At 71.7% G+C, this 14,831-nt stretch carries 15 protein-coding genes; 8 read left to right on the forward strand and 7 right to left on the reverse strand.

Annotation, left to right across the window (positions count from 1 at the left end):
- The first annotated feature begins 40 nt into the window (after nt 1–40).
- From RWS82_RS08155 to RWS82_RS08170, 4 genes are read left to right on the forward strand one after another with little or no spacing between them, the layout of a single operon-like run.
- Entirely contained in the window at nt 41–1,543 is a 1,503-nt protein-coding gene (locus RWS82_RS08155) for a hypothetical protein (protein WP_314648675.1), read from the forward strand.
- Nucleotides 1,540–2,295, forward strand: a complete 756-nt coding sequence (locus RWS82_RS08160; RefSeq protein ID WP_314648678.1) for an SDR family oxidoreductase — start codon at nt 1,540–1,542, stop codon at nt 2,293–2,295. Before RWS82_RS08155 ends, RWS82_RS08160 begins: the two co-directional genes overlap by 4 nt.
- Nucleotides 2,292–3,392 (forward strand): enolase C-terminal domain-like protein, encoded by a 1,101-nt coding sequence (locus RWS82_RS08165; RefSeq protein ID WP_314648680.1) that lies wholly within the window; start codon nt 2,292–2,294, stop codon nt 3,390–3,392. Before RWS82_RS08160 ends, RWS82_RS08165 begins: the two co-directional genes overlap by 4 nt.
- 1 nt (nt 3,393) lies before the next feature.
- On the forward strand, nt 3,394–4,236 hold the full coding sequence (locus tag RWS82_RS08170; RefSeq protein ID WP_314648683.1) for an SDR family oxidoreductase: 843 nt from the start codon (nt 3,394–3,396) through the stop codon (nt 4,234–4,236).
- An 80-nt stretch (nt 4,237–4,316) separates the two neighbouring features.
- Here RWS82_RS08170 and RWS82_RS08175 read toward each other — a convergent pair whose 3' ends face one another.
- From RWS82_RS08175 to RWS82_RS08190, 4 genes are all read right to left on the reverse strand, one after another.
- Entirely contained in the window at nt 4,317–4,658 is a 342-nt protein-coding gene (locus RWS82_RS08175; protein ID WP_314648684.1) for a nuclear transport factor 2 family protein, read from the reverse strand.
- Nucleotides 4,651–5,400 (reverse strand): SDR family oxidoreductase, encoded by a 750-nt coding sequence (locus tag RWS82_RS08180; RefSeq protein WP_314648687.1) that lies wholly within the window; start codon nt 5,398–5,400, stop codon nt 4,651–4,653. The genes RWS82_RS08175 and RWS82_RS08180 overlap by 8 nt, the downstream gene beginning before the upstream one ends.
- A 216-nt stretch (nt 5,401–5,616) precedes the next feature.
- Nucleotides 5,617–7,248 carry an amidohydrolase gene (locus tag RWS82_RS08185; protein WP_314648689.1) on the reverse strand — a complete coding sequence of 544 codons (1,632 nt, stop codon included), beginning with the start codon at nt 7,246–7,248 and terminating at the stop codon, nt 5,617–5,619.
- An 87-nt stretch (nt 7,249–7,335) separates the two neighbouring features.
- Nucleotides 7,336–8,661: an MFS transporter gene (locus RWS82_RS08190; protein ID WP_314648691.1), complete on the reverse strand. Its 1,326-nt coding sequence runs from the start codon at nt 8,659–8,661 to the stop codon at nt 7,336–7,338.
- Nucleotides 8,662–8,763: 102 nt separating this feature from the next.
- Here RWS82_RS08190 and RWS82_RS08195 point away from each other — a divergent pair, with 102 nt between their 5' ends.
- Both RWS82_RS08195 and RWS82_RS08200 read left to right on the forward strand, forming a co-directional pair.
- Nucleotides 8,764–9,648: a LysR family transcriptional regulator gene (locus tag RWS82_RS08195; RefSeq protein ID WP_314648693.1), complete on the forward strand. Its 885-nt coding sequence runs from the start codon at nt 8,764–8,766 to the stop codon at nt 9,646–9,648.
- 207 nt (nt 9,649–9,855) lie between these two features.
- On the forward strand, nt 9,856–10,830 hold the full coding sequence (locus tag RWS82_RS08200; RefSeq protein WP_314648695.1) for a C-terminal binding protein: 975 nt from the start codon (nt 9,856–9,858) through the stop codon (nt 10,828–10,830).
- A 128-nt stretch (nt 10,831–10,958) separates the two neighbouring features.
- Here the strand turns inward: RWS82_RS08200 and RWS82_RS08205 are convergent, their stop codons facing one another.
- Both RWS82_RS08205 and RWS82_RS08210 read right to left on the reverse strand, forming a co-directional pair.
- Nucleotides 10,959–11,801 (reverse strand): SMP-30/gluconolactonase/LRE family protein, encoded by an 843-nt coding sequence (locus RWS82_RS08205; RefSeq protein ID WP_314648698.1) that lies wholly within the window; start codon nt 11,799–11,801, stop codon nt 10,959–10,961.
- Nucleotides 11,798–12,529, reverse strand: a complete 732-nt coding sequence (locus RWS82_RS08210) for a hypothetical protein (protein ID WP_314648701.1) — start codon at nt 12,527–12,529, stop codon at nt 11,798–11,800. The genes RWS82_RS08205 and RWS82_RS08210 overlap by 4 nt, the downstream gene beginning before the upstream one ends.
- Before the next feature lie 61 nt (nt 12,530–12,590).
- Between RWS82_RS08210 and RWS82_RS08215 the strand changes: the two genes are divergently transcribed.
- Both RWS82_RS08215 and RWS82_RS08220 read left to right on the forward strand, forming a co-directional pair.
- On the forward strand, nt 12,591–13,433 hold the full coding sequence (locus RWS82_RS08215) for a Gfo/Idh/MocA family oxidoreductase (RefSeq protein WP_314648704.1): 843 nt from the start codon (nt 12,591–12,593) through the stop codon (nt 13,431–13,433).
- A gap of 94 nt (nt 13,434–13,527) precedes the next feature.
- Nucleotides 13,528–14,118, forward strand: coding sequence for a TetR/AcrR family transcriptional regulator (locus RWS82_RS08220; RefSeq protein WP_314648707.1), 591 nt, complete (start codon nt 13,528–13,530; stop codon nt 14,116–14,118).
- A gap of 173 nt (nt 14,119–14,291) precedes the next feature.
- Here RWS82_RS08220 and RWS82_RS08225 read toward each other — a convergent pair whose 3' ends face one another.
- Nucleotides 14,292–14,651: a TraR/DksA C4-type zinc finger protein gene (locus RWS82_RS08225; protein WP_314648710.1), complete on the reverse strand. Its 360-nt coding sequence runs from the start codon at nt 14,649–14,651 to the stop codon at nt 14,292–14,294.
- Nucleotides 14,652–14,831 lie beyond the last annotated feature (180 nt).

Below are 14,831 nucleotides of genomic sequence, written 5' to 3' on the forward strand. Positions count from 1 at the left end.
CCACCTCCCACCACTCCCACATCGCCTCCGAGGAGCGCCCATGACGTCGGCCACCCGCATCGGCGACCGCATCCGTGTGCCGCGCAGCGCCGTGTCGGTCGGCGTCGCACGCCGCGACATCACGCCGCCCACCGGCATCCGTGCGAAGAACTGGGGGCCGGCCGACTGGGAGCGCTCCGAGGGCGCGCACCGGCCGTTCACCCTCACCGCCTTCGCGCTCATCGGCGACGACGACCGCCCGCGCGTGCTGCTCGCCGCCGACGGCACCTGGTGGCGGCGGGTCGCCGACGAGCGCGGCGTGCGCACCGCCATCCTCGACGGGCTCGCGCTCGACGCCGACCAATTGCTCGTGTCGCTCTCCCACACCCACGCGGGAGCGGTGCTGTGCGCGGCCGACGCGCACCTGCCCGGCGGCGAACTGATCCCCGGGTACCTCGATGCTCTCACGGCCGCCGGTGTCGCCGCCGGCCGTGAGGCGCTGGCCGCGGCCCGCCCCGGCCTCGTCGAATGGACGACCGGACGGTGCGCCCTCGCCGCCGAACGCGAACTCGACCTCGACGGCCGCGCGCTCGTCGGCTTCAACCCCGCAGGCGCCGCCGACGACACGGTGACGATCGGACGCATCAGCGTCGACGGCGTCGTGTGCGCGACGCTCGTGAACTACGCGTGCCACCCGACGACCCTCGCGTGGCAGAACCGGGAGGTGTCGCCCGACTACGTGGGCGCGATGCGCGAGGTGGTCGAGGGTGCCACCGGAGCACCGTGCCTGTTCGTGCAGGGGGCCTCGGGCGAACTCGCGCCGCGCGAGCAGTACACGGGCGAGGTCGCGGTCGCCGATCGGCACGGCCGCTCGCTCGGGCACGCGGTGCTTGCCGCGATCGATGCGATGCCCGCCCCGGGCGAGGAACTCACCCTCGACGGCGTGGTCGAATCGGGTGCGCCGCTCGCGGTCTGGGCGGGGCGGCCGGTCGCGGGGTCCTCCGTGACGGCCTCCTCCGGGGTGGCCTCTTCCCCCGCGGCCCCTCCCGCGGTGTCAGCGACCGCCGCCGCGATCCTGTCGGGGGTCGAGCTGCCGCTGCGCGATCTGCCCACCCTCGACGAGCTGGCCGAGGAGTGGGCCGACATCGATCCGCGCTCTCGCGACGAGCGCCTCGGCCGGGCACGGAACCTGCGCGAGGACTACATCGACGGCCCCACCGTCGCGCATCCCGTGTGGGTGTGGCGATTCGGCGACGCCGTGTTCGTCGCTCATCCCGGCGAGGCGTACTCGAGGCTGCAGACCGCTCTGCGCGAGCGCTTCCCCGGCATCCCGATCGTGGTCATGAACCTGACGAACGGTCCGGGGTTCGTGTACCTGCCCACCACCGAGGCGTATGCGCGCGGGGCGTACCAGGCGTGGCAGACGCCGCTCGCGCCCGGTGCCCTCGATCTCCTCATCGACCACGCCGCCGAGAGGGTGGCGGCCGTGCTCGCCGCCCCGCCCGCCTCCTCCCCGGCATCCACCCCCACCCCCACCCCTACCAACACGCAAGGAGAAGCATGACCCGCCTCGTCGCCATCGTCACCGGAGGATCCGCCGGCATCGGCTGGGAGATCGGGCAGCGCCTCGCCGCCGACGGCTACCTCGTCGTCGCAGCCGATCGTGTTCCTGGCCTGACGGCGGGAGAGAACCCGGCGGGCATCCTGTGGCGCGAGCTCGACGTGACCGATCACGCCGCCGTCGACCGCGTGTTCGGGGAGATCGAAGACGACCTCGGGCCCATCGAGGTGCTCGTGAACAACGCCGGTATCCAGCGGCATCGCGGCCTCGAAGACCTCACGTTCGACGAGTGGTCGACGGTCGTCGACGTCAACCTGCACGGCGTGTTCTCGGCACTGCAGGCTGCAGGGCGACGGATGCTCACGCGCGGCGAGGGCCGCATCGTGAACATCTCGTCGATCTCGTCGCGGGGCTCGGCCGGCCGGGCGCCGTACGCCACGACGAAGGCGGCCGTGATCGGTCTCACATCGACCGCGGGTGCCGAATGGGCGGCGCGCGGCGTGCGGGTCAACGCGGTGGCGCCGGGCTACGTCGACACCGGGGTGTTCCGTCAGGGCGTGGAGCAGGGCACGCTCAGCCTCGACACGATCCTGTCGCGCATCCCGGCGCAGCGCCTGGCCGAGGCGAGCGAGATCGCCGCCGCGGTCAGCTTCCTCGTCTCCGAGGAGTCGCGGTACATGAACGGCCAGACCCTCTACGTCGACGGCGGATTCATGGTCGACTACGGCGTGCCGCTCGCGAAGAGGCCCGCATGACCGGCGCATCGGGGGGCGTGATCGCCACGGTCGAGACGGCGACGGCGGTGCTGCCGCTGCCCGCGCCGCTGCACCTCGGGGCGATGACGGTGACCCGGCGCGAGTACAGCGCGGTGCAGGTGACCGACGCCGACGGCATCCGGGGCGTGGCGTACTGCCTCTCGCGGGAGGCGCCGATGGCCGAGATCGTCGACCGTCTCGTCGCTCCGCACGCCCACGGAGCCGACGCCGACGACCCGGCGACGACGTGGGAGCGGATGCTGCGCGGCAGCGCGATCGTCGGACGGGTCGGTCTCGTGCGCCGGGCGATCGGCCTGGTCGACGTCGCCCTGTGGGATGTCGCCGCCCGGCGCGCCGGGGTGCCGCTGTGGCGGATGCTCGGCACCGGCGACGCGCCCCGCGAGGCCATGCTCGTGGCGGCGTACCCGTCGGCCACGCGCACGCCGAGGGAGGTCGCCGTCGAGGTGCTCGCGCAGGCCGCGGGGTGGGCGCAGGTGAAGATCTCGCGCCTGCCTGACCCGTCGTACATGCGCGAGCTGCTGACGATCCTGGGCGCGGAGCTGCCGTCGTCGACCGGTCTCGTGGTCGACGTCGGGTTCGGCTGGCGCGACGCCGACGAGGCGCTCACCGAGATCGCGCAGTGGGGCTCGCCGCGGCTCGCGTGGCTCGAAGATCCGCTGCTGCCCGAAGATGCGGAGGGGTGTGCGCGCATCCGCCGCGAGAGCGGGCTGAGGGTCTCGGTCGGCGACGAGGTGACCGACCCCGCGGTGCTGCGGGCGCTCGTCGAGGTCGGGGGCGTCGACGTGCTGCGGCTCGACGTCGTCGCGATCGGCGGGGTGACGCCCGCGCGCGAGGTGATCGCCTGGGCGGCGGAGCGGGGTGTGCCCGTGTCGGGTCACGTCTACCCCGAGGTCACGACGCATCTCGGCATCGGCGTCGAGACCTTCGCGCGCGGGGGGAACCCGTACGACCCGGCGCCGTCATTCATCGTCGGTGGGCCGTCGTTCGCGGGCGAGGTGCGGCCGACGGATGCTCCGGGGCTGGGGTTCACGCTCGACCCGAGTGTGTTCGGGTTCGCGTCTCCGGGAGGGAACTGAGATGGATGGAGCAGTACGCAGCGTCGTCGTGACGGGCAGCGGCAAGGGCATCGGACGGGCGATCGCGGAGCGGCTGACGGCCGACGGGTGGATCGTCGTCGGGCTCGAGCGCTCGCCGGGGTCGGGCACGGTGGAGGACGGGGTGGTCGCCGAGGTCGTGCTCGGCGACGCCGCCGACCGCGCCACGCACGAGCGGGCTGCCGCGGCGGCGCGCGCCCGGGCGCCCCTGGCCGGCTGGGTCAACAACGCCGGCATCACGAAGCGCACCCCGCTGCACGACCTCGACGAGGCGGTGGTGCGCGAGGTGCTCGACATCAACGGCTTCGGTTACCTGTGGGGGTGTTCGGTCGCGGTGTCGGCGTTCGTCGAACAGGGCGTCGCGGGCGCGATCGTGAACATCGGGTCGATCCACGGGCGGGCGTCGTTCGTCGACCACGCGGCGTACGAGTTCACCAAGGGCGGCATCGACGCGCTGAGTCGCAGTGTCGCCGTGACCTACGGCGGGCTCGGCATCCGCGCGAACACGGTCGCGCCGGGAGGGGTGCGCACGCCGCACCTCGAGGCGCAGATCGCCGCATCCGACGACCCCGCCGCGGCGGAGCGCGCGCTCGCCGAGGGGCCGCCGATGGGGCGCATCGCCCGCGCCGAGGAGGTGGCTGCGGTCGCGGCGTTCCTGCTGTCCGACGAGGCGCCGTACTTGTCAGGGCAGTCGATCGCCGTCGACGGTGCCTGGACCGCGTCGTTCGGAGAGGTCGCTCTCGACCCCGCACTTCGCGCCCGCTTCGGTGCCTCCCCGTATTCGCCGCACCGCCCTTCGTCCCACCCCTCGTCCCACCCCGCGTGAGGAGTCAAGACACGCCGCATCCACCCCCGCGCACGCGGCCCTTTGTGACCCCTCAAGCGGGAAACGGGGGGGCGAGGGGCCTAGGCCTTGAGCATGGAGGCGCGCGCGATCAGGCCGTCCACCACGTCGAAGGTCGCGATGGTCTCGGTCGCCACGCCGGCGTTGATCACCTGTTCCTGCGCGACGACCCAGCGGTCGCCGAACAGCACGATCCGATCGATCACGCACGAGAGCTCGGGATTCTGCAGCCGCGGCTCGTAGAACGCGCGGATCGCCTCCGACCCCACGAGAGGTTCGGGCGAGACGCCGGTGATCACGGCATCCGGTGCGTACGTCGCGACGAAGGCGTCGAGGTCGTGCGCGTTGAACGCGTCGAGCTGCTCCTGCACGGTCTGCTCGGCGGTGCGGATGCTGTCAGTCAATGCGAACTCCTCCGTTGACGTCGTACGTGGCGCCGGTGATGAACCCGGCCCGCGGCGAGGCGAGCGAGGAGATGATCCAGGCGACATCGGCAGGCTGCCCGAAGGCGCCGAGCGGGATCGATGCTTCGAGCTTCGCGCGCCCCTCGCCCTGCAACTGATCGGTGATGGCGCTCGCGACCGGACCGGGCGTCACGGCGTTCACACGGATGCCCTCGGGCGCGAGGTGCCGGGCGAAACTGCGGGTCAGCGCGAGGATCGCGCCCTTGCTCGCGGCGTAGTGCAGACCGGTCTGCAGCGCACCGACCTGCCCCGCGATCGATGAGAGGTTGATGATGCTGCGGTCGCCCGAGGCGGCGCGCAGCAGCGGCAGGGAGCCACGCGTCAGCAGGAACGTGCCGCGCACGTTCGTCTCGAGCACCCCGTCCCACTCCTCGATGTCGATCTCGTCGAAGGGAGTGTACGGGCACACGCCGCCGTTGTTGACGAGCACGTGCAGCTCGCCCCAGGCATCCGTCATCTCGGCCACGAGGGCATCGATCGAGGCCGGGTCGCGCAGGTCGAGGCGCGAGACCCGCACGTCGGATGCCCCGGCCCGCCGGCATTCCTCGGCGACACGGGCCGCTTCGGCCTCACGTCCGGCGTAAGTGAGCCAGACGTCGAGTCCTTCGCGGGCGAGTTCGAGGGCGGCGGCGGTGCCGATTCCGGAGCTGGCTCCCGTGACGAGTGCGCGGCGGTGGGTCATCCCTAAACGCTATAGCAAACCTCCACCCGCCGCATCCGCCCCAGCCCGCCCCGCCCCCGCCGGCCCACCTCGCACCCCACCCTCTGTTCCCGTCGCACTTTCTGTCGCCTGAGGGCGGCCGAAGCGACAGAAAATGCGACGAGAGCGCCCGACCCGGAGAGGGGGAGGGGGGAGGGGGAGGGGGAGAGGAGGGGGAGGGGGAGAGGAGAGGGAGCCTCAGCCCCCGAACACCACCTCGCCGCCGACGACCGTCGTCGTCACGTGCTGTTCGGCGATGCGCTCGGGGGCGATCTCGTAGAGGTCGTCGCTCAGGGCGATGAAGTCGGCCAGCATCCCGACCTTCAGTGTTCCCTTGTCGTGCTCCTGCCCGACCGCGTAGGCCGAGCCGTGCGTGTAGGCGCGCACGGCCTCGTCGACCGAGACGCGCTCGCGCGCCCCGAGCACCTCGCCGCCGCTCGTGCGCCGCAGCACCATGTCGCGCAGCGAGACGAGGGGGTTCGCGTCGGAGATGGGGGAGTCGGTCGAGCCGTTCAGCACGATCCCGGCATCCGCCAATGACTTCACGCGGTAGATGTCGTCGCGGCGGTCGGCGGCGACCGCGGCGGCCATGCCGTCGCCGAAGTCCGAGACGAACACGCCCTGCGGCACCGGGATCACCCCGAGGCGTGCGGCGCGGGCGATGTCGTCGTCGCTCGCGAGCGCGAAGTGCTCGATGCGGTGGCGCACCGCCGGCCGTGGGGCGATGCTCTGCGCGTGCTCGATCGCGTCGAGCACGTGGGTGATCGCGCGGTCGCCGATCGCGTGCGTCGCCACGGTCCACCCCGAGCGGTGCGCGCCGACGATGTAATCGCGCAGCGCCTCCGGTTCGTGCAGCAGCACGCCGAAGTTGTCGGCCTCGCCGTGGAAGCACGCGTGCATGGCCGCCGAGCGACCGATGAACGACCCGTCGGCGACGATCTTGACCGGTCCGACGCGCAGCATGTCGTCGCCGAGACCGGTGCGGATGCCGAGGTCGAGGCCCAGCATCTCCTTGTCCGGCAGGTCGGTGAACGGGTGCAGCACGGTGATGTACGGCATGAGGGTGGTGCGCACCCGCAGCAGCCGCCGCTCGACCGCCGTCTGGTACGCGTGATAGTCGAGGGGGCTGTTGCCGACCATGCGGATCTCGCCGATGCCCGGCTCGGTCACCGACGTCAGGCCGTAGCTCAGCGCCTGGTCGCTCGCGAGGCCGAGGTTGCGCTGCACCTCGTCGAGATCCATGGGTCGCACGAGGGCGAGGATCGGGGCCATCGCCGATTCCTGCAGCAACCCCTCCGGACGCCCGGAGCCGTCGCGGGGAATGCCGCCGCCGGCGATGTCGGGGAACCCGTCGCGCCCGCTGTACCCGGCGAGCTCGAACGCGCGGGTGTTGGCGACCATCATGTGCCCCGACACGTGCTCGAGGATCACCGGGCGCCCGCCCGCGACCCGATCGAGGCCCTCGGCGGTCGGATGCCCCTCGAGGAAGTTCTGGTCGTAGCCGGAGCCCCGCACCCAGGCATCCGGAGCCAGGCCCTCGGCGTGCTTCCGCACCGCCGCGTACAACTCGTCGAGGGAGTTCACCGCGCCGGGCCGCAGGTTCAGCGAGGCGAGGCGGAAGCCGGTGAGCGACAGGTGGTGGTGGGCGTCGTGGAACCCGGGCAGCACCGGCTGGCCACCCAGGTCGACCACCCGGTCGGCGTCGACACCGTGCAGGTCGTCGTCGAAGCCGACGATGCGACCGTGCAGCGTGCCGATGCGCTGGGCGGTGGGGCGCTCGGGGTCGAGGGTGCGGATGCGGGCGTTGGTGAAGATGGTGTCGACGCGCATGGTCTCTCCAGGGGGTGGGTGCGTGCGGGGGCCGGATGCTCGGCGAGGGGTGCCGGGCCAGGCCACGGCACCCCTCGCGCTCGAGCGTCAGGCGGTGGCGGGGGCGGTCGCCGTGACCTCGGCCTCGACCGAGCGGGCGATGCGGCGCTGGAGGCCCCACACGCCGGCGATCGTGACGAGGATCATCACGGCGTAGAACACCGCCACGCCCCACACGCTGCCGCCGGTGGAGTTGAGGATCCACTGCGCGACGAGCGGGGTCGATCCGCCGAACACCGTGGCGCACAGCTGGTAGGCGAGCGAGACACCGGAGTAGCGGATGCGCGCCGGGAACGCCGAGGCCAGCAGAGTCGCGAGCAGCGCGTAGTAGGCCGTGCTGCCGATGATCGTGGCGTACAGGGTGACGGTGATCCACAGTGGGGAGGCGGCCTGGATCGCGAGGAAGTACGGCACGGTCAGCACGACGCTGAGCACGAGTCCGGCGAGCATCACGCGGGCGATGCCGAAGCGCTCGGCGATCTTGGCGGCGATCGGCTGCCACACGAACTGCAGGATGGCCATGCCGAGCAGGATGTTCAGCATGAGCTGACGGTCGATGCCGAGCGAGCCCGTGGTCCAGGCGAGCAGGAACGTGTTCGAGAAGTAAGCGTTCGAGATGCCCATGACCGACGCGAGCACGCCGAGGCTGATGAGCAGCGGGGCGGTGCGGATGGCGACGAGCACCGGGGCGCTCACGACCTCCTGCGACTTCTTGGCGGCCTCGAAGTCGGGCGACTCCTCGACCTTCACGCGGATGACGAGGCCGATGATCACGAGCACGGCCGACAGCAGGAACGGCACGCGCCATCCCCACGAGATGAACGCGTCGTCGGGAAGCAGCCCCACCAGCAGGAACATCACGGTCGCGAGGATCGAACCCGCGGGCGAGCCCTGCTGCACCCAGGCGCCGGCGAGGCCCTTCTTCTCGGCGCGGGCGTTCTCGGTCGACAGCAGCACCGCGCCGCCCCATTCGCCGCCGACCGCGAAGCCCTGCAGGCCGCGCAGCACGACGAGCAGGATCGGAGCGAAGATGCCGATCTGCGCGTAGGTCGGGAGGAGGCCGATCATCGTGGTCGCGAGACCCATGAGGATGAGCGTGAGGACGAGCACGTTCTTGCGCCCGAACTTGTCGCCGAAGTGGCCGAACACGAGCCCGCCGATGGGGCGCATGAGGAAGCCGACCCAGAACGTGGCGAAGGAGGCGAGGAGGGCGGCGCCGGGCGCGACCTCGGGGTAGAAGACGCGGCCGAACACGAGGGCGGCGGCCGTGCCGAAGATGTAGAAGTCGTACCATTCGATCGCGGTGCCGACGAAGGCGCCGACCATCGAACGTCGTTGCCGGGCAGAACTGATCTCGCTGTGCGAAGGGGCCATCGGGAAGGCTCTCTGTCTCGGGGGAGTCGGGTTCTGCCATCCTGATCGTCCCACGCCATGCCCGTCCAATGAAGAATCCGAGGATAGACATACGATTTGTGTATGTACGGAGAGCGGGAACTCGAAGCATTCGTCGCGGTGCTCGACCACGGATCGGTGAGCCTGGCCGCCGAGCGGCTGATCCGAACCCAGCCGACGGTGTCGCGGCAGATCGCGTCGCTGGAGCGTCAGGTGGGAGCATCCCTCTTCCGCCGGATGCCGCAGGGCATGGTCACCACGTACGCCGGCGAGCGGCTCGAACCCATGGCCCGCGACCTCGTGCGCCGCGGGCGGCGAGCACGCGAGGTCATGGCGGGGATCGTGCAGAAGGAGCGTTCGTTCGTCGCCGCCGCGCCCGAGATGACGAGCGTGCTGGTGCTGGCGCCGTTCATCGCGGGCGGCGGGCCGATCTCCGACGTCGTGGTCGCCACCCCGGCCGAGACCTACGATCGGCTGCGCTCCGGGGCCGACCTCGCGGTCACCACCGCCCCACCGGATGCCCGGCTGAGCAGCATCCGCATCCTCACCCTGCCCCTGTACTGCCAGCTGCCCGCCTCGCACCCGCTCGCCGTGCGGGAGCGACTCGAACTCGAAGACCTACTCGCCGGCCCGTTCCTCACGTCGGGCGCGGGTTCCGCGGCGTGGACGCAGATCCAGCGGGCAGCCGAGAGCGAGGCCTGGTCGGTCGAGATGGCGAGCTTCGGAGCGGATGCGCCGATCATCCAAGCGCGGTCGGCCGCCGGGCACGGGCCCTGCGTCGTCGTCGAGCCGCCGCGGTTCGGGCTGCTGTCGCGCCCCCTGCACCACCGCGGGCTGCCCATGCAGTGCGCGCTCTACGCCAGTTGGGAGCGCACGCACTACGCGCGGGAGGACATCCGCCGGGTCGCCGAGCAGCTCACCGCGTTCGCCGCCGACCACGTGCTGAGCCTCTACGACCCCACCCCCTGACCCCCCGCCCCTTCTTCCCCTCCCTCCCTCCCCCGTCCCTTCCTTCCCCCCCCGTCCCTCCTTCCCCCTCTTCTTCTGCTCCCGTCGCAATTTCTGTCGCTTCTTGTCGGCCGGAGCGACAGAAAATGCGACGGGAGCACCCGGGTCGGGGCAGGGGCCGGGGGGCGGCGGGTGTCCGGGAGTGCTAGATGCTATAGCATCGGGGGCATGACAGCGCCGTTCATCCTCGTGACCGACTGCGACCTCCCGGGAACCGTCATCGAAGACACCCTGCGGAGTTCCGGCCTGCGGGCCGATCGCGCTCCGGCATCCGATCCGGAGGCGCTCGCCGCCGCGGGTTCCGACGCGACCGGGCTCGTCGTGCAGTGGGCATCCGTCGGCGCAGAGGTCATGGATCGCATGCCGAACCTCCGCATCATCAGCCGCGTGGGCATCGGCTACGACATGGTCGACGTCGAGGCGGCCACCGCCCGCGGCATCGCCGTCGCCAACACCCCGAGCTACTGCATCGAAGAGGTCGCCGCCCACACGATCGCGATGATCATGACCCAGGCCCGCGGGCTTCCGGCGTACGACCGCGCGGTGCGTGCGGGAACGTGGAAGGCGGTGGATGCCCGGCCGCTCGCCGTGCGTCCCTCGACGACGACCGTGTCGGTGCTGGGCTTCGGCCGAATCGGGTCGATGGTGGCGCGCGGATGCCGGGCGCTGGGCTTCCGCGTGCTGGTCGCCGATCCGTTCGCCGCCGCCGAGGCCGTTCGCGATGCCGGATGCGAGCCGGTCGAGATCGCGGATGCGGTGGCACGAGCCGACATCCTCACGCTGCACGTGCCGCTGACCCCGGAGACCCACCACCTGATCGACGCCGCCGCGCTCCGGACGATGAAGCGCGGGGCCGTCGTGGTGAACACGTGCCGCGGGCCGCTCGTCGACGAGCACGCACTGGCGGAGGCGCTGCGGTCGGGGCGGCTGGGCGCGGCGGCGCTCGACGTGTTCGACGGTGAACCTCTGGCCGATGACTCCCCGCTGCGCGACCTCGACCAGGTGCTGCTGTCGCCGCACGCCGCGTGGTACTCGCCCGAGGCTCTCGCCGACCTTCCCGTGCACGCCGCCCGCAACATCGTCGACTTCCTCGCCGGCGCGCCCGTGCCCGTGGTCAACCCCGGCTACGCCGCCGCCCGCTGACCGCGTCCCCGTTCCCCTCACCCCACGTGAGGGGCCAGGAATGGTCGCGTTCGGGGCCCGGGACACGGCGTGTCTTGACCCCTCACGCCCACGCGCCCGCGCCCCACGCGCGACCCCGCCCGCGGCACTCAGCCCGCGAACGCCGCCGCGGGCATGCCGGTCACCCCGGGGCGTACCGCGAACAGCGAACCCGCCTCGGTGCCGTGGTCGGGGTCGAGGCCCTGCGCCGAGGTCGTGATGTAGAGCGTGCCGAGGTCGTCGCCGCCGAACGTGCAGGCGCTCACCCGCGGCACGGGCAGCTCGATCCGCTCGATCAGCGACCCGTCGGGCGCGTAGCCGTGCACGGCCGATCCGCCCCACAGCGCCACCCACACCGAACCGTCAGCCGCGACGGTGAGGCCGTCGGGCGACCCGTGCTCCTCGTCGATCGTGACGAAGCCGCGGCGCCCGCGCAGCTCGCCCTCGCTCACGTCGAACACGTCGACGCGCTGCGTCTCGGTGTCGACGTAATACGCCCGACCGCCGCCCGGCGCGAAGGCCACGCCGTTCGACACCGTCACGCGCGACAGCACCTGCGTCGCAGACAGGTCCGCGCCGATCCGCAGCACGCGGCCTGCCGGCCCGTCGCCGGTCGCCATCGACCCGGCCAGCAGCCGCCCCCGCGGGTCGACCGTGCCGTCGTTGAACTGCGCCTCGCCGAGGTCGAAGGTCGCCACCACCTGGGCGGGCCCGTCGGCCGAGTCGGACAGGTGCATCGACCGCGCGCCGAACGCCACGAAACCACCCCCGACCCGGGGACGGCAGAACGCCGCATAGGTGTCGTCGAGGTGCAGCCGGTGGATGCCGTCGTCGCGCAGGGTCACGAGGTCGGCGGCCTCGGCATCCACCCATCGGATGCCGCCCCACGACGTCGACCACACGGGAGTCTCGGCGTGCACGCAGATCGGTCCGGTCAGGTTCTCGACGTTCACGAGGGGTCCTCCGTCCCGCGCGTCAGCTCGCGCGCGACCTTCTTCTCGAGCACTTCGACGGCCTCGTCCGACAGCAGGATCAGCCCGTCGAGTTCTTCGCGCACCCGCTTGTAGGCGAGGTTGCGCTCGGCCTGCGTTGCCGACTCGTCGACCGCGACGGTGAGCAGTTTCTGCGCACGGTCGAGGCGTTTGCGCTCGGTCTCGGTGAAGGTCGAGTCGCGCAGGCGCCGGGCATCCTTCTCGGCCACCTCGAACGCCACCGCGTAGGCTCCGACGGCATCGAGGTATTCCGCCACCTGCTGTTCGGTGACCTTCGCCTCGGCCGACGTGGGCCGCAGGGCATCCGCGGTGCGCTTCGCGCGCAGGAACGCCGCGGTCAACGGCTGTCGACCGTCGCTCATCGCGGGGAACGCGATCAGCTTCGACACGTCGAGCTCGTAGTCGAGCCAGCGCGCGGTGATCTCGTCGTGCTCGGCGAACAGGCGCACCAGAAGGTCGTTGGGAGCGACGGACGGCGCCGAGTCGACGACGGTGGCGCGCGTCCGCCCGCCCGACCGCGCGTCGATCTGAGCCTGCTTCAGCTGCGCCTTGACCTTGAGCGTCTCGATGCGCCGTTCGTGCCGCCGCTTCGACGCGCGTTCCCACGACGTGGCAGCGCCGCCGGCGGCGGCCATCAGGGGGAAGATGAGCCACCAGAAGTCGCCCGCGAAGTCCAGCAACGGTTGCATGATGTGCTCAGCCTACTGGCGGGGCACGACGCGCGACGGGGGTGTCCGCGAGGATGGAGGCATGCATCCTGTGCGCGTCGGCCTCGTCGGTATCGAGAACAGTCATGCCGAGCACATCCTGCGTCACCTCGGCCTCGACGAGGCGCCGGCGCTGCGGGCGACGGCGATCGTGGCGGGCGATCCCGAACGCACCGCGCGCCTCGCCGAGCTCGGCAGGGTCGAGCGCGTGGTCGACGACGTGCGCGCTCTCGTCGGCGAGGTGGATGCGTTCATCATCACGACCCGCGACGGCGCCACGCACCGCGACCTCGCGGTGCCGTTCCTCGAGGCGGGCGTGCCGGTGTGGGTCGACAAGCCGTTCGCCGAGACCCGGGCGGATGCCGAGGCCATGGTCGTGGCGGCCGGGCGCGGAGGAGCGCTCCTCACTTCGTCGTCGACGTTGCGGTGGCTGTCCGACACGGATGCCGTCGCCGCCGCCCTCCCCGGCATCGGACCCGTGCGCCGCCTCACCGTGTCGGGGCCCGCCGACCCGGACGGCCCGTTCGGCGGCCTCTTCTTCTACGGCATCCACCATGCCGACCTCGCTCAGCGACTCGCACCCGGCGAGCCGGGCGATCTGCGGGTCTCGGCGCACGACCGAGGACTGATCGCGCGCTACCGGTCGGGCGAGGTCGAGGTCGCGCTCGACTTTGTTCGGCCTGACCTCGAGGTCCCGTTCCGCGTGACGGCGGAGGGTGCGCAGGGGAGCGTCGACCGGGAGATCGTGGTGGGCGGCGACTACGTGCAGCCGGCGCTGCAGGCTTTCGGGCGGATGCTCGTGACCCGGCAGGTTGCGGTGCCGTCGGCCGAGATGCTCGCCGCTGTCACGGTCATCGAGGAGACGGTCGCGACTGCGGGCGAGTGAGCGCGCGTCGTGTCGCGCGCGACCGTTGTGAAATCGATGACAGGACGCGAACGGCATCGGCGCGTTCTGCGCCGCCGGAACCTAGAATGTGCCCATGACAGCTCGGGGGAGATACGCGAAGGGGATCGCGAAGCGGGAGGAGATCCTGCAGGTCGCTCTCGATGTCGTTGCCGAGGTCGGATACCGGAAGGCCTCCAATCGCGAGATCGCCGAGCGGGTCGGGCTCACCCAGCCCGGGCTCATGCACTACTTCTCCTCGCGTGAGGAGCTGTACATGGAGGTGCTGCGCGCCAAGGACAACCGCGACCTCGATCGGTTCCTCGCCCCCGACCTGACGTTCGACGGGTGGCTCGCGGTGATCGACCACAACGTGTCGGTGCCGGGACTCGTGCGCCTCTTCGTCGAGTTCTCGGCCGAGGCGACCATCCCCGGTCACCCCGCCAACGAGTACTTCGTCGAGCACTACGCCGGTGCGCGGCGACTGCTGACCGATGTGATCGAGCGGGCGCAGGCATCCGGAGACGTCGGACCGACCATCGACGTGCCCATCACCGTCGACATCATCATCGCCGTCTCGGACGGGCTGCAGATGCAGTGGCTGCTCGACTCGTCGGTCGACATGGTCGAGCGCCTGACCCGCCTCTGGAACGGCGTGCTGCTCGCCTCGCACCGCCCCGCCGCCTGACCGCGCGCGCGTCCCTCGCCGCCCGCCCCCGCGCCGTCTGCACAACTTCGGATTTCTGCGCAGACGCGCCGTCGCCGACGGCCGCGGGTCGGCGTGTCGGGACGCAACTCCGAAGTTGTGCGGGTGGGACGGCGCGTCCGCAAGGATTCAGCAGCCCGCCGAGGGGGATCGGATCAGCGACCGAGGGCGGTCGCGCAGGCGACGCAGTACTCGGCAAAGGGGCGGATCTCGAGGCGCGCGGCGGGGATCGGTCGACCGCAGTGCAGGCACACGCCGTAGGTGCCGGCATCCATGCGGGCGAGCGCGTCATCGACCTGCCGCAGTTCGGATGCCGCGGCCTCGGCGAGACCCGTCAGGCGCGACCACTCCGACGAAAGGGTGACGCCCTCAGGGTCGTGCTCATCGTCGTCGTTCGAGCCCTCGCGGTCGTGCGTGAGCTCGTCGAGGATCGCCGCGGTCGCGCGGACCCGAGCATCCGCCTGGGTGCGCATCGCGGTGAGCAGCGCCCGTAGGCGTCCCTCGTCCTCCTCCATGCCGGCCACCCTACCCGCGTCGCCCTTCGTGCCCGCTCCCGCGCCCAGGCCCCTACCCACCCGCGTCCAAGGGTGAGGGGTCAAGACACGCCGTGCGGGAACGCCCGGACGCGGCACTTTCTGACCCCTCGCGCAGGAATTTCGCCCCCCACCACCCGCATCCAACGTGAGGGGTCATTC

Source organism: uncultured Microbacterium sp., from assembly GCF_963528945.1.
In the GTDB taxonomy this organism is placed as follows: Bacteria; Actinomycetota; Actinomycetes; order Actinomycetales; family Microbacteriaceae; genus Microbacterium.

Excerpts from the sequence above, each read along its gene's own strand:
- RWS82_RS08155 (WP_314648675.1), top strand. The coding sequence starts at position 41 with ATGACGTCGGCCACCCGCATCGGCGACCGCATCCGTGTGCCGCGCAGC.
- RWS82_RS08160 (WP_314648678.1), top strand. The coding sequence starts at position 1,540 with ATGACCCGCCTCGTCGCCATCGTCACCGGAGGATCCGCCGGCATCGGC.
- RWS82_RS08165 (WP_314648680.1), top strand. The coding sequence starts at position 2,292 with ATGACCGGCGCATCGGGGGGCGTGATCGCCACGGTCGAGACGGCGACG.
- RWS82_RS08170 (WP_314648683.1), top strand. The coding sequence starts at position 3,394 with ATGGATGGAGCAGTACGCAGCGTCGTCGTGACGGGCAGCGGCAAGGGC.
- RWS82_RS08180 (WP_314648687.1), bottom strand. The coding sequence starts at position 5,400 with ATGACCCACCGCCGCGCACTCGTCACGGGAGCCAGCTCCGGAATCGGC.
- RWS82_RS08185 (WP_314648689.1), bottom strand. The coding sequence starts at position 7,248 with ATGCGCGTCGACACCATCTTCACCAACGCCCGCATCCGCACCCTCGAC.
- RWS82_RS08190 (WP_314648691.1), bottom strand. The coding sequence starts at position 8,661 with ATGGCCCCTTCGCACAGCGAGATCAGTTCTGCCCGGCAACGACGTTCG.
- RWS82_RS08195 (WP_314648693.1), top strand. The coding sequence starts at position 8,764 with ATGTACGGAGAGCGGGAACTCGAAGCATTCGTCGCGGTGCTCGACCAC.
- RWS82_RS08200 (WP_314648695.1), top strand. The coding sequence starts at position 9,856 with ATGACAGCGCCGTTCATCCTCGTGACCGACTGCGACCTCCCGGGAACC.
- RWS82_RS08210 (WP_314648701.1), bottom strand. The coding sequence starts at position 12,529 with ATGCAACCGTTGCTGGACTTCGCGGGCGACTTCTGGTGGCTCATCTTC.
- RWS82_RS08215 (WP_314648704.1), top strand. The coding sequence starts at position 12,591 with ATGCATCCTGTGCGCGTCGGCCTCGTCGGTATCGAGAACAGTCATGCC.
- RWS82_RS08220 (WP_314648707.1), top strand. The coding sequence starts at position 13,528 with ATGACAGCTCGGGGGAGATACGCGAAGGGGATCGCGAAGCGGGAGGAG.
- RWS82_RS08225 (WP_314648710.1), bottom strand. The coding sequence starts at position 14,651 with ATGGAGGAGGACGAGGGACGCCTACGGGCGCTGCTCACCGCGATGCGC.